At 60.8% G+C, this 23641-nt stretch carries 27 protein-coding genes; 12 read left to right on the forward strand and 15 right to left on the reverse strand.

What is annotated here, in order from left to right; genetic code table 11:
- Position 1: 1 nt before the first annotated feature.
- Entirely contained in the window at positions 2-1054 is a 1053-nt protein-coding gene (gene hisC / locus PDR5_RS04455) for a histidinol-phosphate transaminase (RefSeq protein WP_064593404.1), read from the forward strand.
- A 46-nt stretch (positions 1055-1100) separates the two neighbouring features.
- On the opposite strand, the gene algW is transcribed toward hisC, so the two are convergent.
- Positions 1101-2261, reverse strand: a complete 1161-nt coding sequence (algW, locus tag PDR5_RS04460) for a Do family serine endopeptidase AlgW (RefSeq protein WP_064593406.1) — start codon at positions 2259-2261, stop codon at positions 1101-1103.
- A gap of 103 nt (positions 2262-2364) precedes the next feature.
- On the opposite strand from algW, the gene PDR5_RS04465 reads away from it, so the two are divergent.
- The 3 genes from PDR5_RS04465 to cysN all read left to right on the forward strand — a co-directional run bounded on the left by PDR5_RS04465 (position 2365) and on the right by cysN (position 6084).
- A complete protein-coding gene (locus PDR5_RS04465) occupies positions 2365-3123 on the forward strand; it encodes a Nif3-like dinuclear metal center hexameric protein (RefSeq protein ID WP_011332485.1) in 759 nt (252 codons plus the stop codon).
- A 135-nt stretch (positions 3124-3258) separates the two neighbouring features.
- Positions 3259-4176: a sulfate adenylyltransferase subunit CysD gene (gene cysD / locus PDR5_RS04470; protein ID WP_007912374.1), complete on the forward strand. Its 918-nt coding sequence runs from the start codon at positions 3259-3261 to the stop codon at positions 4174-4176.
- A gap of 9 nt (positions 4177-4185) precedes the next feature.
- Entirely contained in the window at positions 4186-6084 is a 1899-nt protein-coding gene (gene cysN, locus PDR5_RS04475; RefSeq protein ID WP_064593408.1) for a sulfate adenylyltransferase subunit CysN, read from the forward strand.
- A gap of 501 nt (positions 6085-6585) precedes the next feature.
- Here the strand turns inward: cysN and PDR5_RS04480 are convergent.
- The 3 genes from PDR5_RS04480 to PDR5_RS04490 are packed head-to-tail and all read right to left on the reverse strand — an operon-like array spanning position 6586 to position 9964.
- Entirely contained in the window at positions 6586-7491 is a 906-nt protein-coding gene (locus tag PDR5_RS04480; protein ID WP_064593410.1) for an acyltransferase, read from the reverse strand.
- Between the two features lie 4 nt (positions 7492-7495).
- Positions 7496-9595, reverse strand: coding sequence for a phosphate acetyltransferase (gene pta, locus PDR5_RS04485; RefSeq protein WP_064593412.1), 2100 nt, complete (start codon positions 9593-9595; stop codon positions 7496-7498).
- Between the two features lie 60 nt (positions 9596-9655).
- Positions 9656-9964: a DUF3565 domain-containing protein gene (locus PDR5_RS04490; protein WP_064600674.1), complete on the reverse strand. Its 309-nt coding sequence runs from the start codon at positions 9962-9964 to the stop codon at positions 9656-9658.
- On the opposite strand from PDR5_RS04490, the gene PDR5_RS04495 reads away from it, so the two are divergent.
- The 3 genes from PDR5_RS04495 (at position 9963) to PDR5_RS04505 (ending at position 12315) form a co-directional block, all read left to right on the forward strand.
- Positions 9963-10448: an FKBP-type peptidyl-prolyl cis-trans isomerase gene (locus PDR5_RS04495; protein ID WP_007959084.1), complete on the forward strand. Its 486-nt coding sequence runs from the start codon at positions 9963-9965 to the stop codon at positions 10446-10448. The genes PDR5_RS04490 and PDR5_RS04495 overlap by 2 nt on opposite strands.
- A 123-nt stretch (positions 10449-10571) precedes the next feature.
- Positions 10572-11054, forward strand: a complete 483-nt coding sequence (locus PDR5_RS04500; RefSeq protein WP_007959082.1) for a glutathione peroxidase — start codon at positions 10572-10574, stop codon at positions 11052-11054.
- Between the two features lie 157 nt (positions 11055-11211).
- A complete protein-coding gene (locus PDR5_RS04505; RefSeq protein ID WP_064600676.1) occupies positions 11212-12315 on the forward strand; it encodes an NADH:flavin oxidoreductase in 1104 nt (367 codons plus the stop codon).
- Here PDR5_RS04505 and PDR5_RS04510 read toward each other — a convergent pair.
- Both PDR5_RS04510 and cysZ read right to left on the reverse strand, forming a co-directional pair.
- Entirely contained in the window at positions 12284-13504 is a 1221-nt protein-coding gene (locus tag PDR5_RS04510) for a glycosyltransferase family 4 protein (protein ID WP_064593414.1), read from the reverse strand. The genes PDR5_RS04505 and PDR5_RS04510 overlap by 32 nt on opposite strands.
- Before the next feature lie 42 nt (positions 13505-13546).
- Positions 13547-14299 carry a sulfate transporter CysZ gene (gene cysZ / locus PDR5_RS04515; protein ID WP_011332493.1) on the reverse strand — a complete coding sequence of 251 codons (753 nt, stop codon included), beginning with the start codon at positions 14297-14299 and terminating at the stop codon, positions 13547-13549.
- Positions 14300-14609: 310 nt separating this feature from the next.
- On the opposite strand from cysZ, the gene trxB reads away from it, so the two are divergent.
- Entirely contained in the window at positions 14610-15572 is a 963-nt protein-coding gene (trxB, locus tag PDR5_RS04520) for a thioredoxin-disulfide reductase (protein ID WP_039769336.1), read from the forward strand.
- 64 nt (positions 15573-15636) lie between these two features.
- Here trxB and PDR5_RS04525 read toward each other — a convergent pair whose 3' ends face one another.
- The 6 genes from PDR5_RS04525 to PDR5_RS04550 form a co-directional block, all read right to left on the reverse strand.
- Positions 15637-15975: a HopJ type III effector protein gene (locus PDR5_RS04525; RefSeq protein ID WP_011332495.1), complete on the reverse strand. Its 339-nt coding sequence runs from the start codon at positions 15973-15975 to the stop codon at positions 15637-15639.
- Positions 15968-16264 carry a DUF1244 domain-containing protein gene (locus tag PDR5_RS04530; protein ID WP_064593416.1) on the reverse strand — a complete coding sequence of 99 codons (297 nt, stop codon included), beginning with the start codon at positions 16262-16264 and terminating at the stop codon, positions 15968-15970. The genes PDR5_RS04525 and PDR5_RS04530 overlap by 8 nt, the downstream gene beginning before the upstream one ends.
- Before the next feature lie 68 nt (positions 16265-16332).
- Positions 16333-16704, reverse strand: coding sequence for a dihydroneopterin triphosphate 2'-epimerase (gene folX / locus PDR5_RS04535; protein ID WP_064593417.1), 372 nt, complete (start codon positions 16702-16704; stop codon positions 16333-16335).
- Positions 16705-17265 (reverse strand): GTP cyclohydrolase I FolE, encoded by a 561-nt coding sequence (gene folE, locus PDR5_RS04540; RefSeq protein ID WP_064593419.1) that lies wholly within the window; start codon positions 17263-17265, stop codon positions 16705-16707.
- Between the two features lie 22 nt (positions 17266-17287).
- Positions 17288-17998: a dihydromonapterin reductase gene (gene folM, locus PDR5_RS04545; protein ID WP_064593421.1), complete on the reverse strand. Its 711-nt coding sequence runs from the start codon at positions 17996-17998 to the stop codon at positions 17288-17290.
- 56 nt (positions 17999-18054) lie between these two features.
- Entirely contained in the window at positions 18055-18624 is a 570-nt protein-coding gene (locus PDR5_RS04550) for an antibiotic biosynthesis monooxygenase (RefSeq protein WP_064593423.1), read from the reverse strand.
- A gap of 224 nt (positions 18625-18848) precedes the next feature.
- On the opposite strand from PDR5_RS04550, the gene PDR5_RS04555 reads away from it, so the two are divergent.
- Entirely contained in the window at positions 18849-19808 is a 960-nt protein-coding gene (locus tag PDR5_RS04555; protein ID WP_064593425.1) for a MerR family transcriptional regulator, read from the forward strand.
- A gap of 3 nt (positions 19809-19811) precedes the next feature.
- Here PDR5_RS04555 and PDR5_RS04560 read toward each other — a convergent pair whose 3' ends face one another.
- Entirely contained in the window at positions 19812-20417 is a 606-nt protein-coding gene (locus PDR5_RS04560) for a hypothetical protein (protein WP_039769347.1), read from the reverse strand.
- Between the two features lie 54 nt (positions 20418-20471).
- Positions 20472-20948, reverse strand: a complete 477-nt coding sequence (locus PDR5_RS04565; protein ID WP_064593428.1) for a PAS domain-containing protein — start codon at positions 20946-20948, stop codon at positions 20472-20474.
- A 153-nt stretch (positions 20949-21101) separates the two neighbouring features.
- Between PDR5_RS04565 and PDR5_RS04570 the strand changes: the two genes are divergently transcribed.
- Positions 21102-21557 carry a flavodoxin gene (locus PDR5_RS04570; RefSeq protein WP_064593430.1) on the forward strand — a complete coding sequence of 152 codons (456 nt, stop codon included), beginning with the start codon at positions 21102-21104 and terminating at the stop codon, positions 21555-21557.
- On the opposite strand, the gene PDR5_RS04575 is transcribed toward PDR5_RS04570, so the two are convergent.
- Positions 21547-22434: a LysR family transcriptional regulator gene (locus PDR5_RS04575; RefSeq protein WP_064593432.1), complete on the reverse strand. Its 888-nt coding sequence runs from the start codon at positions 22432-22434 to the stop codon at positions 21547-21549. The two genes, PDR5_RS04570 and PDR5_RS04575, sit on opposite strands and share 11 nt — an antisense overlap.
- 95 nt (positions 22435-22529) lie before the next feature.
- Between PDR5_RS04575 and PDR5_RS04580 the strand changes: the two genes are divergently transcribed.
- Together PDR5_RS04580 and PDR5_RS04585 are read left to right on the forward strand one after the other, a co-directional pair.
- The gene (locus tag PDR5_RS04580) at positions 22530-22916 is read left to right on the forward strand and encodes a CidA/LrgA family protein (protein WP_064593434.1); all 387 of its coding nucleotides are present in this window, start codon (positions 22530-22532) and stop codon (positions 22914-22916) included.
- Positions 22906-23592 (forward strand): LrgB family protein, encoded by a 687-nt coding sequence (locus tag PDR5_RS04585; RefSeq protein ID WP_064593437.1) that lies wholly within the window; start codon positions 22906-22908, stop codon positions 23590-23592. The genes PDR5_RS04580 and PDR5_RS04585 overlap by 11 nt, the downstream gene beginning before the upstream one ends.
- The last annotated feature ends 49 nt before the right edge of the window (positions 23593-23641 follow it).

Here is a 23641-nt window from a genome sequence, read left to right on the forward strand (position 1 = left end):
CATGAGTAAATTCTGGAGCCCGTTCGTCAAGGATCTGGTGCCTTACGTGCCGGGCGAGCAGCCGAAGCTGACCCGTCTGGTCAAGCTCAACACCAACGAAAACCCGTACGGCCCGTCACCAAAAGCCCTGGCGGCGATGCAGACCGAACTCAACGACAACCTGCGCCTGTACCCGGACCCGAACAGCGATCTGCTGAAAAACGCCGTCGCCAAGTACTACGGCGTACAAAGCAATCAAGTGTTCCTCGGCAACGGTTCGGACGAAGTGCTGGCGCACATCTTCCACGGTCTGCTGCAACACGATCAGCCGATCCTGTTCCCGGACATCAGCTACAGCTTCTATCCGGTTTACTGCGGCCTTTACGGCATCACGTTCGACGCGGTGCCGCTGGATGCGCAGTTCCAGATCAACCCGGCCGACTACGCCAAGCCGAACGGCGGGATCATCTTCCCCAATCCGAACGCACCAACCGGTTGCCTGCTGGCACTGGAAGCGGTCGAGCAGATTCTCAAGGCCAACCCGGATTCCGTGGTGGTGGTCGACGAGGCCTATATCGACTTCGGTGGCGAAACCGCGATCAGCCTGGTGGATCGTTACCCGAACCTGCTGGTGACCCAGACCCTGTCCAAGTCCCGTTCGCTGGCGGGCCTGCGGGTCGGTCTGGCGGTCGGGCATCCAGACCTGATCGAGGCGCTGGAGCGGATCAAGAACAGCTTCAACTCTTACCCGATCGATCGCATGGCGAATGTCGGTGCGGCGGCAGCGTTCGAAGATCGCGAGTACTTCGACAAGACCTGCGCATTAGTCATCGAAAGTCGCGAATGGGTGGTTGCGCAGTTGCAGGCCAAGGGCTTTGAAGTGCTGCCGTCAGCGGCGAACTTCATCTTCGCCCGGCATCCGCAACACGATGCGGCAGGGCTGGCGGCCAAGCTGCGTGAGCAGGGTGTGATCGTGCGCCACTTCAAGCAGGAGCGGATTGCCCAGTTCCTGCGGATCTCGATCGGCACGCCGGAGCAGAATCAGGCGTTGATCGACGCGCTTGGCGAGCTCTGATCAGCCGCCGTAAAAAAGGGAGCGAATAAGCTCCCTTTTTTGTGCATCAGTTTTCTTCCTTTTCCTTGATCGGCGCTGGTGGCGGACGCAGACCGATCTCGGCCGTCAACTTCAACTCCTTGCCATTGCGCATCACTTGAATCGTGACCTTGTCGGTCGGCTTGATCCGCGCCACCTGGTTCATCGACTTTCGGCCATCGCCGGCCGGTTCTCCGTCGATGCTGAGGATTACGTCACCCAGTTGCAGGCCGGCCTTCTGTGCCGGGCCGTCGCGGAAAATCCCCGCCACCACGATCCCCGGACGCCCGGACAGGCCAAACGACTCTGCCAGTTCCTGGGTCAGCGGTTGCACTTCAATGCCCAGCCAGCCACGAATCACCTGGCCGTGCTCGATGATCGACTTCATCACTTCCATCGCCAGTTTCACCGGGATCGCAAAACCGATGCCCTGGGAGCCGCCGGACTTGGAGAAAATCGCGGTGTTGATGCCGGTGAGGTTGCCGTTGGCGTCGACCAGCGCGCCGCCGGAGTTGCCGGGGTTGATGGCCGCGTCGGTCTGGATGAAGTCTTCGTAGTTGTTCAGGCCCAGCTGGTTGCGGCCGGTGGCGCTGATGATGCCCATGGTCACGGTCTGGCCGACGCCGAACGGGTTGCCGATGGCCAGTGCGACGTCGCCGATGCGGATGTTGTCGGAGCGGCCGACGGTGATCGACGGCAGGGTTTTCAGGTCGATCTTCAGGACCGCGAGGTCGGTTTCCGGATCGCTGCCGATCACTCGGGCCAGGGTTTCGCGACCGTCCTTGAGCGCCACGACGATCTGGTCGGCGCCGCTGGTGACGTGGTTGTTGGTCAGGATGTAGCCTTCCGGGCTCATGATCACCCCGGAGCCGAGGCTCGATTCCATGCGCTTCTGCTTCGGTGAATTGTCACCGAAGAAACGGCGGAACTGCGGATCCTCGAACAGCGGATGGCTCGGCTTGTTGATGACTTTGGTGGTGTAGAGGTTGACCACCGAAGGCGCGGCGATGGTCACCGCGTCCGCATAGGACACCGGCCCCTGCTGCACGCTGGTGGTCTGCGGGGCCTGTTGCAGGTTGACGTCGAGGCTCGGAAGCCCGACCCACTGCGGGTAACGCTGAATAATCAACAGAGCGATAAGCACGCCGGCCAACAGCGGCCAGCCGAAAAAACGCAGCGCCTTGAGCATTAAGCACGTCCTGGAAAAGTTGCAGGCGGGGTCAGACCGCCCATAATGTCGCGCATTATACGAGGCCGCGCGCGCCTCTGAACGGGATATTTAGGAGTCTTTCATGGCCGTCGCCCTGAGCACCCTGGTCGAAGAAGCCGACCGTTACCTTGGCAGTGCGAAAATTGCCGATTATTGCCCCAATGGTCTGCAGGTCGAGGGCCGTCCGCAGGTGATGCGCATCGTCAGTGGTGTCACCGCCAGCCAGGCGTTGCTCGATGCCGCCGTCGAAGCCGAAGCCGATCTGGTGCTGGTGCATCACGGTTATTTCTGGAAGGGCGAGAACCCGTGCATCACCGGCATGAAGCAGCGCCGTTTGAAGACGCTGCTCAAGCACGATATCAGTCTGCTCGGTTATCACCTGCCGCTGGATCTGCATCCGGATGTCGGCAATAACGTGCAACTGGCCCGTCAACTGGACATCACCGTCGAAGGGCCGCTGGATCCGGACAATCTGAAAATCGTCGGTCTGGTCGGTTCGCTGAGCGAACCAATGACCCCGCGTGACTTCGCTCGCAAAGTGCAGGAAGTCATGGGCCGCGAACCGCTGCTGGTCGAAGGCAGTGCGATGATCCGCCGTGTTGGCTGGTGCACCGGCGGCGGTCAGGGCTACATCGACAACGCCATCGCTGCCGGCGTCGATCTGTTCCTCAGCGGCGAAGCCTCCGAGCAGACGTTCCACAGCGCCCGGGAAAATGACATCAGCTTCATCGCCGCCGGCCACCACGCCACCGAACGCTATGGCGTGCAGGCGCTGGGCGATTATCTGGCGAAACGTTTTGCGCTGGAGCACATCTTTATCGACTGCCCGAATCCGATCTGAGCGCCCGAACAGGCAGGCATATTCATATACCCTTTCGATCTAGTTGGCGTCCTGATTAGAAGGGGGCGCTGTGCTAGGATTCCCCGCTCGAACACGGCCCGCTGGCCGTTCATAAGAAAGCTTTCGTGAGTAGCCATGGTCGACAAACTGACGCATCTGAAACAGCTGGAGGCGGAAAGCATCCACATCATCCGCGAGGTGGCCGCCGAGTTCGACAACCCGGTGATGCTGTACTCCATCGGTAAAGACTCCGCCGTGATGCTGCATCTGGCACGCAAGGCGTTCTTCCCGGGCAAACTGCCGTTTCCGGTGATGCACGTCGACACCCGCTGGAAATTCCAGGAAATGTACAAGTTCCGCGACAAGATGGTCGAAGAGCTTGGCCTGGACCTCATCACTCACATCAACCCCGATGGCGTGGCGCAGAACATCAACCCGTTCACCCACGGCAGCGCCAAGCACACCGACATCATGAAGACCGAGGGCCTGAAGCAGGCACTCGACAAGCATGGTTTCGACGCAGCCTTCGGCGGTGCCCGTCGCGATGAAGAGAAGTCCCGCGCCAAGGAGCGCGTCTACTCGTTCCGTGACAGCAAACATCGCTGGGACCCGAAGAACCAGCGTCCCGAGCTGTGGAACGTCTACAACGGCAAGGTCAACAAGGGCGAATCCATTCGTGTGTTCCCGCTGTCGAACTGGACCGAGCTGGACATCTGGCAGTACATCTACCTCGAGGGCATCCCGATCGTACCGCTGTACTTCGCCGCCGAACGCGAAGTGATCGAGAAGAACGGCACGCTGATCATGATCGACGACGAGCGCATCCTCGAGCACCTGTCCGACGAGGACAAGGCGCGCATCGTCAAAAAGAAAGTGCGTTTCCGTACCCTTGGCTGCTACCCGTTGACGGGCGCGGTGGAGTCCGAGGCCGAAAGCCTGACGGACATCATTCAGGAAATGCTCCTGACGCGAACTTCCGAGCGCCAGGGCCGGGTCATCGACCACGATGGCGCAGGCTCGATGGAAGACAAAAAACGTCAAGGCTATTTCTAAGGGGCTGTCATGTCGCATGTTTCTGATTTGATCAGCGAGGACATCCTCGCCTACCTGGGCCAGCACGAACGTAAAGAGCTGCTGCGCTTTTTGACCTGCGGTAACGTCGATGACGGCAAGAGCACCCTGATCGGGCGCCTGCTGCACGACTCGAAGATGATCTACGAGGATCACCTCGAAGCCATCACCCGCGATTCGAAGAAAGTCGGCACCACCGGTGACGACATCGACCTGGCGTTGCTGGTCGACGGCTTGCAGGCCGAGCGCGAGCAGGGCATCACCATCGATGTCGCCTACCGCTATTTCTCCACCGCCAAGCGCAAATTCATCATCGCCGACACCCCCGGCCATGAGCAGTACACCCGCAACATGGCCACCGGTGCGTCCACCTGTGACCTGGCGATCATCCTGGTCGACGCCCGTTACGGCGTGCAGACCCAGACCCGCCGCCACAGCTTCATCGCCTCGTTGCTGGGCATCAAGCACATCGTCGTCGCCATCAACAAGATGGACCTCAAGGGCTTCGATCAGGGCGTGTTCGAGTCGATCAAGGCCGACTACCTGAAGTTCGCCGAAGGCTTGAAGATGAAGCCGACCAGCATGCACTTCGTGCCGATGTCCGCTCTGAAGGGCGACAACGTGGTGAACAAGTCCGAGCGCTCTCCGTGGTACACCGGCCAGTCGCTGATGGAAATCCTCGAGACCGTGGAAGTGGCGGGCGATCGCAACTTCACCGATCTGCGTTTCCCGGTGCAGTACGTCAACCGTCCGAACCTGAACTTCCGCGGTTTCGCCGGCACCCTGGCCAGCGGCATCGTCAAGAAGGGCGACGAAGTCGTGGTCCTGCCGTCGGGCAAGAGCAGCCGCGTGAAATCCATCGTCACTTTCGAAGGTGAGCTGGAACACGCAGGTCCTGGCCAGGCGGTAACGCTGACCATGGAAGACGAAATCGACATCTCCCGTGGCGACCTGCTGGTTCACGCCGACAACGTTCCGCCGGTCACCGACAGCTTCGAAGCGATGCTGGTGTGGATGGCTGAAGAGCCGATGCTGCCGGGCAAGAAATACGACATCAAGCGCGCCACCAGTTACGTGCCGGGCTCCATCGCCAGCATCGTCAACAAGGTCGACGTCAACACCCTCGAAGAAGGCCCGGCGAGCGCGTTGCAGCTCAACGAAATCGGCAAGGTGAAGATCGCGCTCGACGCGCCGATCGCCCTCGACGGTTACGACAGCAATCGCACCACCGGCGCATTCATCGTCATCGACCGTTTGACCAACGGCACCGTCGGCGCCGGCATGATCGTCGCTCAGCCGGTGACCCACGGTACGGCTACGCATCACGGCAAACTGGCCCATGTTGCGACCGAAGAACGCGCTCAGCGTTTCGGTCAGCAACCGGCTACCGTGCTGTTCAGCGGCCTGTCCGGCGCTGGCAAGAGCACCTTGGCATACGCGGTCGAGCGCAAGCTGTTTGATCTGGGTCGTGCGGTGTTTGTGCTGGATGGCCAGAACCTGCGTCACGATCTCAACAAGGGTCTGCCGCAGGATCGCGCCGGTCGCACCGAGAACTGGCGTCGTGCTGCACATGTGGCGCGTCAGTTCAACGAAGCGGGTCTGTTGACGCTTGCGGCGTTTGTGGCGCCGAGTGCCGAAGGTCGTGAACAGGCGAAGGATCTGATCGGCAAGGAGCGTCTGCTGACGGTTTATGTTCAGGCTTCGCCGACTGTGTGCGCCGAGCGTGATCCGCAAGGTTTGTATGCTGCCGGTGGCGACAACATTCCGGGCGAATCCTTCCCGTATGACGTGCCGCTGGATGCTGATCTGGTGATCGACACCCAGTCGCTGTCGCTGGATGAAAGTGTGAAGCTGGTGCTGGATCTGTTGCGCAAGCGTGGCGCGATTTAAGCGTTAGCTGCCAATGAAAAGCCCGCCGATGAGTGATCATCGGCGGGTTTTTTTTGGGGTTGTTTGGGGTGAATATCCGTTGCTGCGGTAACGGCGGCTTATGGTTTCGCCCTTACGGCGAGTCACTTTTTTCAAACGCCCGGAATGCCGGCCCAGAAAAAAGTAACCAAAAACGCTGGGCCCCGGCGTTCGGCCCCTCGCTGTGGCTCGGTGTTCCTTCGTTCCGGGATTCATCCGGGGGCATCGCCTACGGTTTGCTTCGCTGCACCTCCTCTCGATGCATGCGGCTGCGCCGCACGGTCGCTGCGCTCCCACCCCCGGATGAATCCCTCCACTCAGCCTGCCGATGGGGCCGGCACGTCAAAAGCCTTACTCGAGCTAACGCTCATCGTGTTGAGTGGTGGGAAGCTAAAAGCGAACTGTTTTCCTGTGGGAGCCAGCCTGCTGGCGATGGCGGCCTGACAGACGACCAATTTCTGTCAGGTGTTCCCACAGGGGGGATCAGCGTCGGTTGGGATAATCGCGGTGCATCTGTTCCAGCAATGCATCCTTGTCTTGCCACAGTTGGTTGATCCAGCCCTGGAATTGCAGGCGGTATTCGCCGTCCTGGTCGTAGTTCCTGCCGATGAACTGCGGTGGGATTTTCAGTTCTTCGAAGTGCACCACTACGTCTCGGACGTTGCCGCACAGCAGATCCCAGAAGCCAGGGCGTCCGCCCGGGTAGTGGATGGTGACGTTGACGATCGATTCCAGCTGTTCGCCCATTGCATCCAGTACGAACGCGATGCCGCCGGCCTTGGGCTTGAGCAGGTATTTGAACGGTGATTGCTGCTGCGCATGCTTGCCTTCGGTAAAGCGTGTGCCCTCGACGAAGTTGAAGATGCCTACCGGGTTGTCGCGGAATTTCGCGCAGGTCTTGCGGGTGGTTTCGAGGTCTTTGCCTTTCTTTTCCGGGTGTTTTTCCAGATAGGCTTTTGAATAGCGCTTCATGAACGGGAAGCCCAGTGTCCACCACGCCAGGCCGATGACCGGGACCCAGATCAGTTCCTGCTTGAGAAAGAACTTCAACGGCTGGATGCGCCGGTTGAGCACGTATTGCAGCACCAGGATGTCGACCCAGCTCTGATGGTTGCTGGTGATCAGGTACGAGTGCTGGTAGTCCAGGCCCTGCAGACCGCTGAGGTGCCAGCGGGTGCGGCGCACCAGGTTCATCCAGCCCTTGTTGTTGCTGATCCAGGCCTCGTGGGTGTGGCTCATCAGCCAACGCGAAGCGCGGCGTGCGAGGCCGAACGGCAGCACTTTGATCAGCGCCACAAGAAACAGGAACGAGCACAGCAGGATCGTGTTCAGCGCCAGCAGCAGCGCGGCGATCACGCCGCGCAGGGGGGCAGGGAGAAAAGCCAGCATCGGGTCAGATATCCAGAGGTCGGTTGGCAGCCTGAATCGCGGTCAGGGCGATGGTGTAGACGATGTCGTCGACCTGCGCGCCGCGCGGCAGATCGTTCACCGGTTTGCGCAGGCCTTGCAGCATCGGGCCGAGGCTCACGCAATCGGCACTGCGTTGAACGGCCTTGTGGGTGGTGTTGCCGGTGTTCAGGTCGGGGAATACGAACACCGTGGCGCGACCTGCCACCTGGCTGTTCGGCGCCAGTTGCCGGGCCACGGTTTCGTTGGCGGCGGCGTCGTACTGCAACGGCCCGTCGATCAGCAGCGAGTGCTGTTGTTCGTGGGCGAGCAGGGTGGCTTCGCGGACTTTCTCGACTTCCTCGCCAGTGGCCGATTCGCCGCTGGAGTAGCTGATCATCGCCACGCGCGGGGTGATGCCGAAGGCGGCGGCCGAGTCGGCGCTTTGCAGGGCGATCTCCGCCAGTTCGCTGGCGCTCGGATGCGGGTTCATCACGCAGTCGCCGTAGACCAGCACCTCTTCCGGGAACAGCATGAAGAACACCGACGACACCAGTGTGCAGCCCGGAGCGGTCTTGATCAGTTGAAGCGCCGGGCGGATGGTGTTGGCCGTGGTGTTGATGATGCCGGAGACCAGGCCGTCGACTTCATCCAGTGCCAGCATCATGGTGCCGATCACCACGGTGTCTTCGAGTTGCTGCTCGGCCATCGGCGCGTTGAGGCTTTTGCTCTTGCGCAGCGCGACCATCGGCTCGACGTAGCGCTCACGGATCAGGTCCGGATCGAGGATTTCCAGCCCCGGCGGCAGCGTGATGCCCTGAGCACGTGCGACAGCTTCGACGTCAGCCGGTTTGGCCAGCAGCACGCAACGGGCGATCCCGCGTTCCTGACAGATTGCCGCCGCCTGCACGGTGAGCGGCTCGCTGCCTTCGGGCAAGACGATACGTTTGTTGGCGGCCTGCGCGCGTTGAATCAACTGATAGCGGAACACCGCCGGCGACAGGCGCATTTCCCGTGGCGTGCCACAGCGCTGGTGCAGCCAGTTGGCATCGAGGTGACTGGCGACGAAATCGGTGATGATCTCCGCGCGTTCGCGGTCATCGACGGGGATTTCCTTGTTCAGGCCGTTGAGCAGGTTGGCCGTGTCGTAGGAGCCGGTGCTCACCGACAGCACTGGCAAGCCAGCCTGCAATGCGCCACGGCACAAGTCCATGATGCGTGGGTCGGGCAGGGTGTCGCTGGTCAGCAACAGGCCGGCCAGCGGTACGCCGTTAATGGCGGCGAGGCTGACGGCGAGGATGATGTCGTCGCGATCGCCAGGGGTTACCACCAGCACGCCGGGCTTGAGCAGGTCCACGGTGTTGCGCATGGTGCGTGCGCAAATGATGGTCTTGGTCATGCGCCGGGTTTCGTAGTCGCCGGCGTTGAGCACCTGGGCGCCCATCAGGTCGGCGACGTCGCGGGTGCGCGGGGCGTTGAGTTCGGGCTGGAACGGAATGCAGCCGAGCAGACGGAAATCACCTGTGCGCAGCAACGGCGAGTGCTCTTTCAGACGCGCGGCGAAGGCGTCCATGCTCTCGTCGGTCTTGACCTTGTTAAGGATCACGCCGAGGACTTTCGGGTCTTTCGGCCCGCCGAACAGTTGCGCCTGCAACTCGACGCGGCCGGACAGTTCGGTCAGCACTTCGTTTTCCGGGGCCGAGACCAGAATCACCTCGGCATCCAGGCTCTTGGCCAGGTGCAGGTTGACCCGCGCGGCGTAGCTGGCGCTGCGGGTCGGCACCATGCCTTCGACGACCAGCACGTCTTTGCCGATGGCGGCCTGCTGGTAGAGGGTGATGATTTCTTCGAGCAACTCGTCGAGCTGACCGTCGCCGAGCATCCGCTCGACGTGGGCCAGGCCCAGTGGTTGTGGCGGTTTCAGGCCGTGCGTACGGGCCACCAGTTCAGTCGAACGCTCAGGGCCGGTGTCGCCCGGATGCGGCTGGGCAATCGGTTTGAAGAAGCCGACTTTCAGCCCGGCCCGTTCCAGCGTACGCACCAGCCCGAGGCTGATGGAGGTCAGACCCACACCAAAGTCGGTGGGCGCGATAAAAAAAGTTTGCATGCGGATTCTCTAAGGGTGCATGGCAATGGCGATCGTCTCTGTGTGCCGATCTGCCGCAATTCAGTCGCCAAGGTTATCGCTAACCGAGCCTTGTGCGCACCAACCGCAAGCAAAGGGTTGGCCTATTTTTTCAATACGTTGCGCGGCGTCCAGCACCCACGCCCGGGACTGCCAGGGCGGGAGGTGGCGCAGGTGCTGGGTGTGGCCGCAGGAGAGCTCGGCGACCCAGTGGCCTTCCTCATCCTGATGGAATCCGCTGACGGTCACGGGCGCCAATCGATCCCGTCTGTCCGGGTTCTGTTCGCTTTCGGGCAAATCCTTGTTTAGACTTGTCCGTTCTTCATTCTTATGCAAAAGGTCTCGCCCCATGCTGATCGCCGCCAATAAGGCTGTCTCCATCGACTATACCCTGACCAACGACGCTGGTGAGGTCATCGACAGCTCCGCCGGCGGCGCTCCGCTGGTCTACCTGCATGGCGCAGGCAACATCATCCCGGGCCTGGAAAAAGCCCTAGAAGGTAAAGAAGTCGGCAACGAGCTGGACGTTTCCGTCGAGCCGGAAGATGCCTACGGCGAATACGCCGCTGAACTGGTCAGCACCCTGAGCCGCAGCATGTTCGAAGGCGTTGACGAGCTGGAAGTCGGCATGCAGTTCCACGCTTCGGCGCCGGACGGCCAGATGCAGATCGTCACCATTCGTGACCTGGACGGCGACGACGTCACTGTCGACGGCAACCACCCGCTGGCCGGTCAGCGCCTGAACTTCAAGGTGAAGGTCGTTGCCATCCGTGATGCCAGCCAGGAAGAAATCGCTCATGGTCACGTCCATGGCGAAGGTGGCCATCATCACTGATTTTCTGCGCTAAGCTTTCGAGTACTGGAGAGGCGCCCGAGGGCGCCTTTTTAGTCCGCGGCTGTCCTTGGTGGTCTCGCCAAGTGGCTGTTTCGAGTAGAAAACGGGAATCTGGAGTTCGTCATGAGTGCTTTTCACGACCTTAAGTTGACAGCCCTGGATGGCCAGGAGCTACCGCTGGCACCCTTCAAGGGCCAAGTCGTGCTGGTGGTCAACGTCGCCTCCAAATGCGGCTTGACCCCACAGTACGCGGCGCTGGAAAACCTTTATCAGCAATACAAAGGCAAAGGCTTCAGTGTGCTGGGCCTGCCGTGCAACCAGTTTGCCGGCCAGGAACCGGGCAGTGAGCAGGAGATCCAGGAATTCTGCAGCCTCAACTATGGCGTGAGTTTTCCATTGTCGAAAAAGCTCGAAGTCAACGGTCACGACCGCCATCAGCTATACCGTCTGCTGGCGGGCGAGGGCGCGGAGTTTCCCGGTGACATCACCTGGAATTTCGAGAAATTCCTGCTCGGCAAGGACGGTCGGGTACTGGCCCGGTTCTCGCCGCGCACGGCGCCGGATGATCCTTCGGTGATCACGGCGATTGAAAAAGCCCTGAGCTGAAACACAAAAATCGCAGCCATCGAGCTGCGATTTTTTTCGCCTGCCTTTTGACCCTTAATCATTCAGATCAATAGTGCTATCGGCTGGTTGGAACTGCGCATATTATCGCCGTCATATGATTCGCATGACCGTCGATCAATTTTTCGTGGAGCCTCCCATGCCCGTGCAAGCCCTGTTCAAACCGTTCCAGCTCGGTGCCCTCGAACTGCCGACCCGCGTGGTCATGGCGCCCATGACCCGCTCGTTTTCTCCTGGCGGTGTGCCCAATTCCAAAGTGATCGAGTACTACCGTCGTCGTGCGGCGGCCGGTGTCGGCCTGATCATCACCGAAGGCACCACCGTCGGCCATCAGGCTTCCAACGGTTACCCGAACGTGCCGCACTTCTACGGTGAAGCCGCGCTGGCCGGTTGGAAAAAAGTCGTGGACGCGGTTCACGCCGAAGGCGGCAAGATCGTTCCGCAACTGTGGCACGTCGGCAATGTGCGCCGTCTGGGTACCGAACCGGACGCGAGCGTGCCGGGTTACGGCCCGTCGGAAAAACTCAAGGACGGTCAGGTCGTGGTGCACGGCATGACCAAGCAGGACATTCAGGACGTGATCGCAGCCTTCGCCCAAGCGGCGAAAGATGCCCAGAGCATTGGCATGGACGGCGTGGAAATCCACGGCGCCCACGGTTACCTGATCGACCAGTTCTTCTGGGAAGGCAGCAACCAGCGCACTGACGAATACGGTGGCAGCCTGGCCAACCGTTCGCGTTTCGCCATCGAGCTGATCCAGGCCGTACGCGCGGCGGTGGGTGAAGGCTTCCCGATCATCTTCCGTTTCTCGCAGTGGAAACAGCAGGACTACACCGCGCGTCTGGTGCAAACAGCCGAAGCGCTGGGCGAGTTCCTCAAGCCGTTGTCCGACGCTGGCGTGGACATTTTCCACTGCTCGACGCGCCGTTTCTGGGAGCCGGAATTCGACGGTTCCGACCTGAACCTGGCCGGCTGGACACGCAAGCTGACCGGCAAACCAACCATCACCGTCGGCAGCGTCGGCCTCGACGGCGAGTTCCTCCAGTTCATGGTCAACACCGACAAGGTCGCGCAACCGGCCAGTCTGGAAAAACTGCTGGAGCGTCTGAACAACGACGAGTTCGATCTGGTGGCGGTGGGGCGTGCGCTGCTGGTGGATCCGGACTGGGCGCAGAAAGTGCGCGAAGGCCGCGAGCAGGACATTCTGCCGTTCAGCCGTGAGGCGTTGATGACGCTGGTTTGATCGTTGTGGGAGGCTTGTCGCGCAGGTCGCGGCAAGCCCCCAGCAAATGGTTTTCAAACTGTTCGACGATAGCCGCCCAACCCTGGCGGCTGGCGTGTTGGCGTGCATTCAGGCGCACGCAGCGCAACCTTTCGTCTTCTTCCAGCAGCCACGCTGCTGCCTCGCAGAACGCCTCTTCATCCCCGGGCATCGCCAGCACGCCGTTGTAGCCATGGCGAATATGCTGGGCCGCCGCGGCCTGGTCGTAAGCCACCACCCCCAGGCCTGAGGCCAGCGCTTCCAGCACGACGTTGCCAAAGGTTTCGGTCAGGCTCGGAAACAGAAACACATCCCCCGATGCGTAGTGCGCCGCCAGTGCTTCGCCACGTTGCGAGCCGCAGAAAATCGCCTCGGGCAGTTCCTTTTCCAATGCCATTCGTTGCGGCCCGTCGCCGATCACGATCAGCTTCAGATTACGTTGTGGGTAAGTGCCGGCGAGCTTTTCGAAACTGCGCTTGAGCAGGCCCAGATTCTTCTCTGGCGCCAGGCGTCCTACGTGAATGACCGCAATGTCCTGCTCGCCAAGACCCCATTGCTCACGCAAGGCATTCAAGCGTTTGGCTGGGTGAAACAGCTGACTGTCGACACCTCGCGACAGCAGCGCCAGACGCTCGAAGTGCCGGCGCTCCAGTTCCAGGCGCTGGCTGACGCTCGGCACCAGGGTCAGGGCCGAACGATTGTGAAACCAGCGCAGATAGTGGGTGAGCAAGCGCGTCAGCAAACCCAGCCCATATTGGTGGGTGTATTGCTGAAAATTGGTATGAAAGCCGCTGACCACGGCAATACCGAGTCGGCGTGCCGCGCGCAGTGCCGACAGCCCGAGCGGGCCTTCGGTTGCGATATAGAGTACGTCCGGGCGCTGGCGCGTCCAGCGTCGCAGCAGTTTGTGCATCGACGACTGCCCCCATTGCAGCCCCGGATAACCCGGCAACGGCCAGCCTCGGCACAGCAGCAGCGAGTCATCTTCACTTCGCTGCGGATCGTCAGCCTGACGCGGTCGCACCAGTTCCACCCGATGCCCGCGTGCGCGCAAACCGTCGCACAAGCGGCCAAGGGTATTGGCCACGCCGTTGATTTCCGGTGGGAAAGTTTCGCTGATGAGGGTGATATGTAGAGCTGTCGTCATGGCCTCAGTGTCGGCTGAGGCCATGTCGTGGTTGTGACGTTCGGATGATGGATTTGTGACGCGGCCTCAGCGTTGCGTCACCAGATTCTCGGCCCCGCGCTCACGCACCCAGAACAGTGTCGCGCCAGCCACAGCCGCCGGCATCATCAGGATGTTCACCACCGGAATCAGCAGCACCAGATAGACGATCCCGCCGAAGCTCATGCTCTGCCAGCGCTTCTGGCGCAGCCAGGCGAGCATCTCGTTCCAGCCGAGTTTGTGGTTGTCCGCCGGGTAGTCGATGTACTGGATTGCCATCATCCACACCCCGAACAGCAGCCACAGCGGCGCGGCGACGATGTTCACCACCGGGATGAACGAGAGAATGAACAGGCCGATGGCGCGGGGCAGGAAGTAACCGAGTTTGCGCATTTCCCGGGCGAGGGTGCGCGGGATCATGGCGATCAGTTCGCCCCAACTGAAGGCCGGGAAGTCGTCGGTGCCGCGCACCACCACTTCAACCTTTTCCGCGAGGAAACCGTTGAATGGGGCGGCGATCACGTTGGCCAGCATGGTGAAGGTGAAGAACACCATCAGCGCCACCAGCACCACGAACAGCGGCCACAGGATGTAGCTGAGGAAACTCAGCCATTCGGGCAGCGACGGCATCAGCGTGTCGACCCACAGGCTGAACTGGTGACCGGCCAGATAGATCAATCCGACGAACAGCACCAGATTGATGGCCAGCGGCAGCAGCACGAACAGGCGCAGGCCCGGGCTCAAGACCAGTTTGAGGCCCTCGCGCAGGTATTGCGGGCCGGACAGAACAGGGGCGGGCATAAGGTGCTCCGAGCAAGGGAAAACGCGCCGACCTTACCGACTTTGCAGAACCTGTGAAAGCGCGGCAGCGGGATCGACATTCACTGTAACAAAGACGTCCATCTCGTCAGTGTGTCGGCATAGAGACCACCTATGAGCTGGATTGTTAAACCGTATTTCCTTAATCTTGCCCCCCTCGATACGCTGCACCCAACTTTTTACAGGACTGTCGAGCTCATGCCTTCCCCAAGGTTATCCACAGTCCTTTTTTATTCCCGCCGGCAGTCCGGCGTCCGGCCAGGTGTCTTGGCCGGTCAACAGGAGCAGGTTCATGTCTGAAGTCCGTCATTCGCGAGTGATCATCCTCGGTTCCGGCCCTGCCGGTTACAGCGCTGCCGTCTACGCTGCCCGTGCCAACCTCAAGCCGCTGCTGATCACCGGCATGCAGGCCGGCGGTCAATTGACCACCACCACCGAAGTCGACAACTGGCCGGGCGACGTCCACGGCCTGACCGGTCCGGTGCTGATGGAGCGCATGCGCGAGCACGCCGAGCGTTTTGAAACCGAGATCGTCTTCGATCACATCAACGCTGTGGACTTCGCTTCCAAGCCATACAGCCTGACCGGCGACAGCGGCACCTACACCTGCGACGCGCTGATCATCGCCACTGGCGCCAGCGCTCGTTACCTGGGCCTGCCGTCGGAAGAAGCGTTCATGGGCAAAGGCGTTTCGGCCTGCGCGACCTGCGACGGTTTCTTCTATCGCAACAAGCCGGTGGCCGTGGTCGGTGGCGGCAACACCGCTGTCGAAGAAGCGCTTTACCTGGCGAACATCGCCAGCAAGGTCACCCTGATTCACCGTCGCGAAACCTTCCGCGCCGAGAAGATCCTGATCGACAAGCTCAACGCCCGTGTGGCCGAAGGCAAGATCGAGCTGAAGCTGAACGCGACCCTGGACGAAGTGCTGGGTGACAACATGGGCGTGACCGGTGCGCGTCTGAAGAACAACGACGGCAGCTTCGACGAAATCAAGGTCGACGGCGTGTTCATCGCGATCGGCCACACCCCGAACACCTCGCTGTTCGAAGGTCAGCTGGAGCTGAAGGACGGTTACCTCGTCGTTCAGGGCGGCCGTGAAGGCAACGCCACCGCGACCAGCGTCGAAGGCATCTTCGCTGCCGGCGACGTGGCCGACCACGTTTACCGTCAGGCTATCACCTCGGCCGGCGCCGGTTGCATGGCGGCACTGGACACCGAGCGTTACCTGGACGGTCTGCAGAACGCTTCGTTCTAAGATCGCAGAAACGAAAAAACCGGCCAATTGGCCGGTTTTTTCATGCCTGCGATTCGCTCGGGAATCAGCGGCGGGTCAGCGGTTGCGCTTCGAATTTCACGCCCGCCAGACCGTGCTGGATCAGCGCACGGATATTGCCGTGATCGCTGCCTTCAGGCGTTGCCACGACCGAACGGTAGTGTTCGCCGAACGCCAGCAGTGCTTCTTCATCGCTCAAGCCTTCCAGCAACGCCAGACCCAGGGTCTTGCACGAACCTTCGTTCTGCCCGGCGGCGTTCTCCACGCCGCCGTTGTTGAACGCCTGCGGCTGGTAGTCGTAACCGGCGGCGATGAACGACAGGGTGTCGGCAAAAACGTGTTCGCCGCTCTTGAGGCTGGCGCGCAGGGTGTTCAGATCACTCATGGGGTTTTCCTTTGGCGAACGCCGCTTGCTGTTCGGCGCTGGCTTCTTGCTGATATTGGGCTTTCCAGTCGGCGTACGGCATGCCGTAAACCACTTCACGGGCATCGTCGAGGCTGACCTCGATCCGGCGCTCGTCGGCCTCGGCCTTGTACCACTTGGACAGGCAGTTGCGGCAGAACCCGGCGAGGTTCATCAGGTCGATGTTCTGCACGTCCTTGCGGCTGTCCAGGTGGGCGACCAGCCGGCGGAAGGCGGCGGCTTCGAGTTCGAGGCGTTGTTGCTCGGTCATGATGGGCTCTGTGCAGTCAAATCGTGGCGCGGATGATAAAAGTCTGACGCCCGGAGCGCCAGACACGTTCAGCGGCTGGCGGCGAGGGTGATCGACACCGACTCGGCAAAACGCAAGGCATGCGGTTTGTCGACTTCGACTTCCGCGTACAGCACCGATTCGTTGGCCGTCACCAGATCCAGCAGCTCCTGGGTCAGGCGTTCGAGCAGCGCGAAGCGGTTGCCTTCCACGTGGGCGATGATCGCCTTGGTGATGGTGCGGTAGTTCAGCGCGTGGTCGATGTCGTTGTCACGCACCGCTTCCTGCGCGGCGTACAGGATGGTCAGGTTGATCAGCACATCCTGCTTGTTGAGGATTTCGTCCTCGTTGATCCCGATAAAGGTGCGCAGGCGCAGATCCTTGACCCGGATGCGCGCCATTCCCGGTTGAAGTTGTGGCATTTATTTGCTCCGTCCAATCAATTGCAGGAACTCCTGGCGGGTGTTGCTCGACTCGCGGAAGGCGCCGAGCATGACCGAGGTGTTCATGGTCGAATTCTGTTTCTCGACACCGCGCATCATCATGCACATGTGCCGGGCTTCGATGACCACCGCGACACCGGCGGCATCGGTGACTTGCTGGACCGCCTCGGCGATCTGGCGGGTGAGGTTTTCCTGGATCTGCAGGCGGCGGGCGAACATGTCCACCAGTCGCGCGATCTTCGACAGCCCCAGCACCCTGCCCGTCGGAATATAAGCCACATGGGCCTTGCCGATGAAGGGCAGCAGGTGATGTTCGCACAACGAATAGAGCTCGATGTCGGCGACGATGATCATCTCGTCGGTGTCGGAGGCAAACAGCGCGCCATTGACGATCTCTTCAACGCTCTGTTCGTAGCCGTGACACAGATACTGCATGGCCTTGGCCGCCCGCGCCGGTGTGTCTAGCAGTCCTTCGCGGTCAGGGTTTTCACCGAGACCGATCAGGATCTCGCGGTAATGCTCGGGCAGGGAACGGGTCATGGAGCATCCTCGCGGGGGCGTATTACTTGACGTGCCGCCCGCCGTTGACGGTCAGGGTCGTGCCGGTGACATACGGGTTGTCGAGCAGGTAACGCAGGCTCTGATAGATCACTTCGCTGCCGGGTTCGATGCCCAGCGCGGACTTTGCCAGCGCCTTGGCGCGGTACGCCGCGTCGTCGTCGGGATTGAACAATAGCAGGGCTGGCGCGATGCCGTTGACCTTGATTGTCGGCGCGTAGCGCGCAGCGAAGGACAACGTGAGACTGTCGAGCCCGGCCTTGCTGGCGCAATAGCCGATGTGTTTGCTGCTGCCCTTGCGCGTGACGTCATCGCTGATGTGGATGATGTCGGCAGGGCTCGAACGTTGCAGCAGTTCGGCGCAATGCAGGTTGATCAGGTAGGGCGCCAGCATATGAATGTTGAACATCCGGCTGAAGGCTTCGGCTTCGCCGTCGTCGGTTTCCGCCAGCCATTCCGAGGCGTTGTGCACGATGGCGCGCAGGCTGTCGGTGCGGGACTTCAGTTCGGTGATGAACGCGAGGATCGAGGCTTCGCTGGAAAAATCCGCATGCAACCCGAGGGCGCCCAGATCCCGCAACGTCTTCACCCCTGGTCGTTCGCTGCGGTAGGTGAAGATCACCCGATGGCCATCTTCCAGCAGACGCTGCGCACAATGCAGGCCGACCCGCTGGCCGGCGCCGGTGATGAGGATGGGAGCGGTGGGAGAAGTCATGTACGGCTCGCGTCGAAGTCAGAGCAAAAACTATAACAGCGACGCGAGCGACGGCTTCAGCGATTTTGTGTGGACGGCGTGGCAGGCAATGGGCGAGCAGGCGCCGGGTTGAGCCAGCCGGCCAGCAGGCGGGTCGACAGCGGAATGAAAAAGTAAACCATCAACGGGGTCAGGCACAGCGTGCTGATGAAGACTCTCGGCAACAGGCTCATTTCAGCGAGCAGCGGGCCCAGCACGAAGTTGAACAGCAGCGACACCGGGAAGAACGCCAGCCAGATCGCCACGGCCTGTTTCCAGCGCGGCGGGCGATGACCGGCAGCACCGAACCAGCCTTCGATCCCGCTGACCCGATGTTCCGTCGGGTGGGCAAACAGATCGCTGCCACGGGCCAGCCATGCGGTGCGCGAAGCCGAATGTTCCCAGGCGTGCAGGGTCTGTTCGTCGACGAAGCGGAAAATGATCTGGAATTCATCGTCGCCGGGAGGCGGGGCCAGTACGCCGGAGCCGAGGTAACCGGGGAAGTCGGTGGCCAGTTGTTCGCCTTCTCGCAACCAGGCGATCAGGTCCTGATAACGACCATTGGCGACACGACGCGCGACCATCAGCGTGACGGGGGAAGTAGACATTGTGTATCTCCGTATTGCAGGTGCGTCGCTCCGGGTAGGAGTTTCGCCTGACGCAGCGCCGGGGTAGAGGGCTGCGTTCTTTGACAAGCAAGGATTATTCCTTATTTTCGTGACGAACCCGATACTTTCGTTCCATTTGATCGCTTGAACCGCTCGGGGGCATCAGGAGTAGAATGGATCCAACTTCGCCCACAAACTCTTCCAACAAGGACGTGTCCGCACAAATGCCTGTCATTACAGACGTTCGTCCTGCTTCGCAGGCATCCGTAGCGCTGGATCGCGAGGAGCTTTTTCCTATACGTGAAGTGGCGCGCCTGACCGGCGTGAACCCGGTGACGTTGCGCGCATGGGAGCGACGATACGGATTGATTCAGCCAACGCGCACCGAGAGTGGGCATCGCCTGTATTCGATGACCGATATCGAGCGCGTTCGCAGCATCGTCGACTGGATCGATCGGGGCGTTTCGGTGAGCAAGGTCGGCAAGATCCTGGCCAAGACCGAGCCAATGAAAGTGCTGGCCCACTTCATTCCCGATGATCTGGTGCAGGCGGACTATCTCCAGTGGCAGGAACAGGTTCGGCAGGCAGTCAGTTCGTTTGACGATCAGTTGCTTGATCGGGTCTACGGTCAGATTTTCTCCACCTATGCCTTGCCTGTCGTGTTTCAAGACATTCTGATGCCGCTGTGGCTGCAAATGCTCCAGCGTCAGGATGCGTTCGGACAAACCAGCGAGTGGCTGTTCTTCGATGGTTTTCTGCGAGCGAAAGTGCTGCAGCGCATCGTCGTGCTGCGGGGCTCGCAACCGCGCAAGGTGATCGTCAGCGCGCTGGCCGGTCAGTGTCGCGAGCTTGAGTTGTTGGTGGCAGCGCTGTTTCTCAGCGGCAATGACGCGGGGGTTCGTGTGCTCACCACCGGTCAACCGTTCGATGAGCTGACGCTGGTGTGCGAGAAGATCAAGCCCGAGGCGCTGGTGCTGTTTTCCAATCACGCCCCGGCACCCGAGCTGCCGCGTCGACTGAATCGTCTGGCGCTGAGTCTTGATTGTCAGTTGATGCTGGCGGGGGATGCGGCCGATCTGGCACAGGACAGCCTGGCGGGATCATCGGTCGGCTGCCTGGGCAATGAAGGATCGACCATGCGCCAGCGCATGAATCAGTTCCTCGCAGGGACGCTGGATACCTGAGAATCAGGTGTGCAGGGCAGGGTGGGTCAGGCGATGTTGTTGCAGGATGAACTGGCGCAGACGCTCGGTTTCATCGGCATCGCTCTGGCTTAGCTCGTAAGCATAAAAGCCGCTTTCGGTTTCCCGCTCGAACGTCCCGCGCAGGGCAATCCGCTCATAGCCCGACGGGCTGAACCACAAGGCAAAGTGCTTCGGCGGCTTGGTCTTGTTGCGCACTTCCAGCAGCACACCCTTGTGCGAAACCTCGTGAACCCACAGCGTGCCCGGTTGGCCCTTGGCATTTTCCAGTGCCACCGGCTCTTCCAGGGTCAGGCGCCATGGACGCACCATCGGCCCGTCTTCATAAATGCTCGGCACCCCAAGACGCAGATGCAGGGCGTGGAATTCGTCTTCCACCAGATGCAGCGGGAAAGTCATCTGCTGATTTTCGAAGTTAGCCTGGATGGTGACTTGCTCATGGGCCGCCAGACGCGTGAGCAAATCACGGATCTGTGAACCACCATTGACCAGCAGGCTCGACGTCGCATCCCGTACATTGAGTTGCGGGTTGTGTTGCATGGTCTGGATGAAATCCAGCTCATCCTGGGTCAGGAGGGCGTCACGCTGCATGGCTAACTCGAAATGAATAATTACAAAGTCATTGGTGATTGTAGTTAATGACAATTAGTTCGTTGTTTTGTTTTCGCCGTTCGTCGCTTTCAAGGCAGTAATTTCTGCTTCCAGTGCCGCAACCTGGGCTTCCAGTTGCGCCACCCGCTGCTGCGCCTTGACCTGAACCGTAACGTCCTTTTGCACACCTACGAAGTAGGTCTGCCCGTCGTCGGCATTTTTTACCGTCGAAAGAGACAGTTCGTTCCAGAACGGCGTGCCGTCCTTGCGGTAGTTGCGCAGGATTTCGCGGCAGGAACCACCGTTCTTCAGCGCCTCGCGAATCACCCCTAAACCGGCCTGGTCGCGATCCCCGGCCTGCAGAAAACGGCAGTCCTGATAGAGAATTTCTTCGCTGGTGTAGCCGGTCAGTTTTTCGAAAGCCGGATTCACGTAGATCAGGATGTTGTCCTGATTACCTTCTTTTTCTGCCACCACGATTCCATCGTTCGACGCGTTGATCACCATTTGCAGGAGACTGGCATTGATCATCTATGAAGCCTTACAAGGAGTTCGATGGCAGGCATTCTAGAAGATCGACCGGCGCTGTCTACTGGCCATCAGCGCTGATCGAGAGCCAATCGCAACAGAGCGCCGCTGGCTGTTACTATCGCCGCTCTTTTTTTCAGTTTCAGGATCAGATTGATGAAAGTCGCCATCCTCTCCGGCTCGGTGTACGGCACGGCCGAAGAAGTCGCTCGCCACGCTCAGAGCCTGTTGAACGCCGCCGGTTTTGAAACCTTCTACAACTCGCGCGCCAGCCTCGCCGATCTCCAGGCGTTTGGCCCTGAAGCCTTGCTCGGCGTGACCTCGACCACCGGCATGGGCGAGCTGCCGGACAACCTGCAGCCGTTGTATTCGGCCATTCGTGATCAACTGCCGGCAGCCTGGCGTGGTTTGCCCGGCGGGGTGATCGCACTGGGTGACGCCAGCTACGGCGACACCTTCTGCGGCGGCGGCGAGCAACTGCGCGAATTGTTCGGCGAGCTGGGCGTGCGCGAAGTGCAGGACATGCTGCGCATCGACGCCAGCGAAAGCGTCACCCCGGAAACCGACGCCGAGCCTTGGCTGGAACAGTTGATCGCCACGCTCAAGGGCTGATCCCGCGTTCACGCAACAGCGCCAGCCAGGCCTGCGCAGCCTTCGACAGATAGGCGCCCCGGCGCCAGATGAAAGCGATGTCCCAGCGCAAGTAGTCCGGCGCATTCAGGGTCAGGCGCACCACGCCTGGCCGCACCAGACCGCGTGCCACCACGCTGGGCAGCAGCACCACGCCTTGTCCGGCGGCGACCAGAGCCGCAAGAAAATCCGCCTGCCCACTGCGTCCGCCTTCCCTCGGGGTGAAGCCCATCTGCTGGCACGCCTGGAGCAAGCGATCGTTGAGCACGAAACTGCGCTGATACAAAAGGAACGGCGTATCGGCCAACTCCTCCAGACCGATTTCACCTTTTGCCGCCAGTGGGTGATCCACCGGTAACAGCGCATCCAGCGGTTCATCGCAGAATGGCTGAAAGTCGAATTGCGGATCCTTCGGCAGCAGACTGCCACCCAACTCCAGCTCGCCGCTGAGCACCGCCTGTTCGATATTGCGGCTGCCACCCTCAAGCAACTGCACGCTGATGTTCGGATAGCGCCGTCGGTATTCGGCAAACAGCCCGGCAAACAATGCATCGCTGCCCAGCAAGGGCAACCCGAGACGTAACTCGCCGCGTGCCAATTGGCTGAGGTCATCAAGTTCGCTGAGCAATTCATTGCGCAACCGCAGCATGCCTTCGGCCCGGTGCAGCACCACGCTGCCGGCAGCGGTCAGGCGTATCTGTGAACCCAGTCGTTCGAGCAACGGTGTGCCGAGGCTCTGTTCGAGCTGGGCGATCTGCTTGCTCACGGCGGACTGACTGATGTGCAGGTTTTTTGCAGCTTGAGTGAAACCGCCCTGATGCATGACTTCGACGAAACTTCTGAGTTGTTTGAATTCCATGGCCTGATTCCAGATTGGAATGGCTTTGAGTCTAACAATTCGCTTCGGAGATGGCAGTCAGCTTCGTAAGATAGGCATCCGAAAGGAGCTCACCGATGAAAGTCTCAACCCTCAAGTACCTCTCTCGCCTGCTGGCCGAACTGGCCGTGCTGCTCGCTCTTTACCTGCTCGGCTGCCAGATCGCAGCGTGGCTGGCCTGGCCGATTCCCGGCGGCGTGATCGGCATGGCGCTGTTGCTGCTGGGTTTTGCGTTCGGCTGGGTCAAGCCGGCGGCGCTGCAAATGGGCGCAGGCTTGTTGATGGCCGAGATGCTGCTGTTCTTCATTCCGGCGCTGATGAGCCTGCTGGATTACGGCGCGTTGCTGCGCGATGACGGCTGGCGGATCTTGTTGGTGATCGCGGCCAGCACCCTGATGGTGATGCTGGTGACCGCGTTCACCGTGGAGCTGGCCGTGCGCCTGAGGCGGTCCCATGAAGCTTGAGCTGATGCCGATGTTTTGGCTGGCGTTCACCTTGCTGGCCTATTTGTTCAGTCGCTGGCTGTATCGGCGGACCGGACGTTACGTGCTGTCGCCACTGATTCTGGTTCCCGCGTTGCTGCTCGCGCTTGCCGTGCCGTTGCACACCGCTTACGCCGAGTATTCGAGCAACACCCATTGGCTGATGCTGGTACTCGGGCCGGTCACCGTGGCGTTTGCGGTGCCGATCTGGCAACAGCGGCGATTGCTGGTGCGGCATTGGTCGGCGTTGCTGCTGGGCATGCTGGCCGGCAGTGCGGCATCGATTGCCACGTCGTTCGGCCTCGCGAAAGCGCTGGCGCTGGACAGTTCGGTGACGCTGTCGCTGGTGCCGCGCTCGATCACCACACCGTTCGCCATGCCGCTGGCGCAGGACCTCGGTGGCGTGCCTGAGCTGACAGCGGTGTTCGTGATGTTCACCGGGGTGTTCGGCGCCATGCTCGGCGGTGTGCTGCTCAAGTGGCTGCCACTGCGCAGCCCATTGGCGCGCGGTGCATTGTTCGGCGTGGGTGCTCATGGTGCGGGCGTCAGCCGCGCCCATGAAGTGGGCGGCGAAGAGGGCTCGGTCGCGGGGCTGGTGATGGTGCTGACGGGACTGCTCAATCTGTTCGCCGCGCCTTTGTTGGCGTCGTTGCTTTGACATGGATCCAAGCAGATTGCGTCGCTGACTCGTTCAGTCATCAAGCTGG

It is taken from the genome of Pseudomonas sp. DR 5-09 (assembly GCF_001655595.1).
In the GTDB taxonomy this organism is placed as follows: domain Bacteria; phylum Pseudomonadota; class Gammaproteobacteria; order Pseudomonadales; family Pseudomonadaceae; genus Aquipseudomonas; species Aquipseudomonas pharyngis.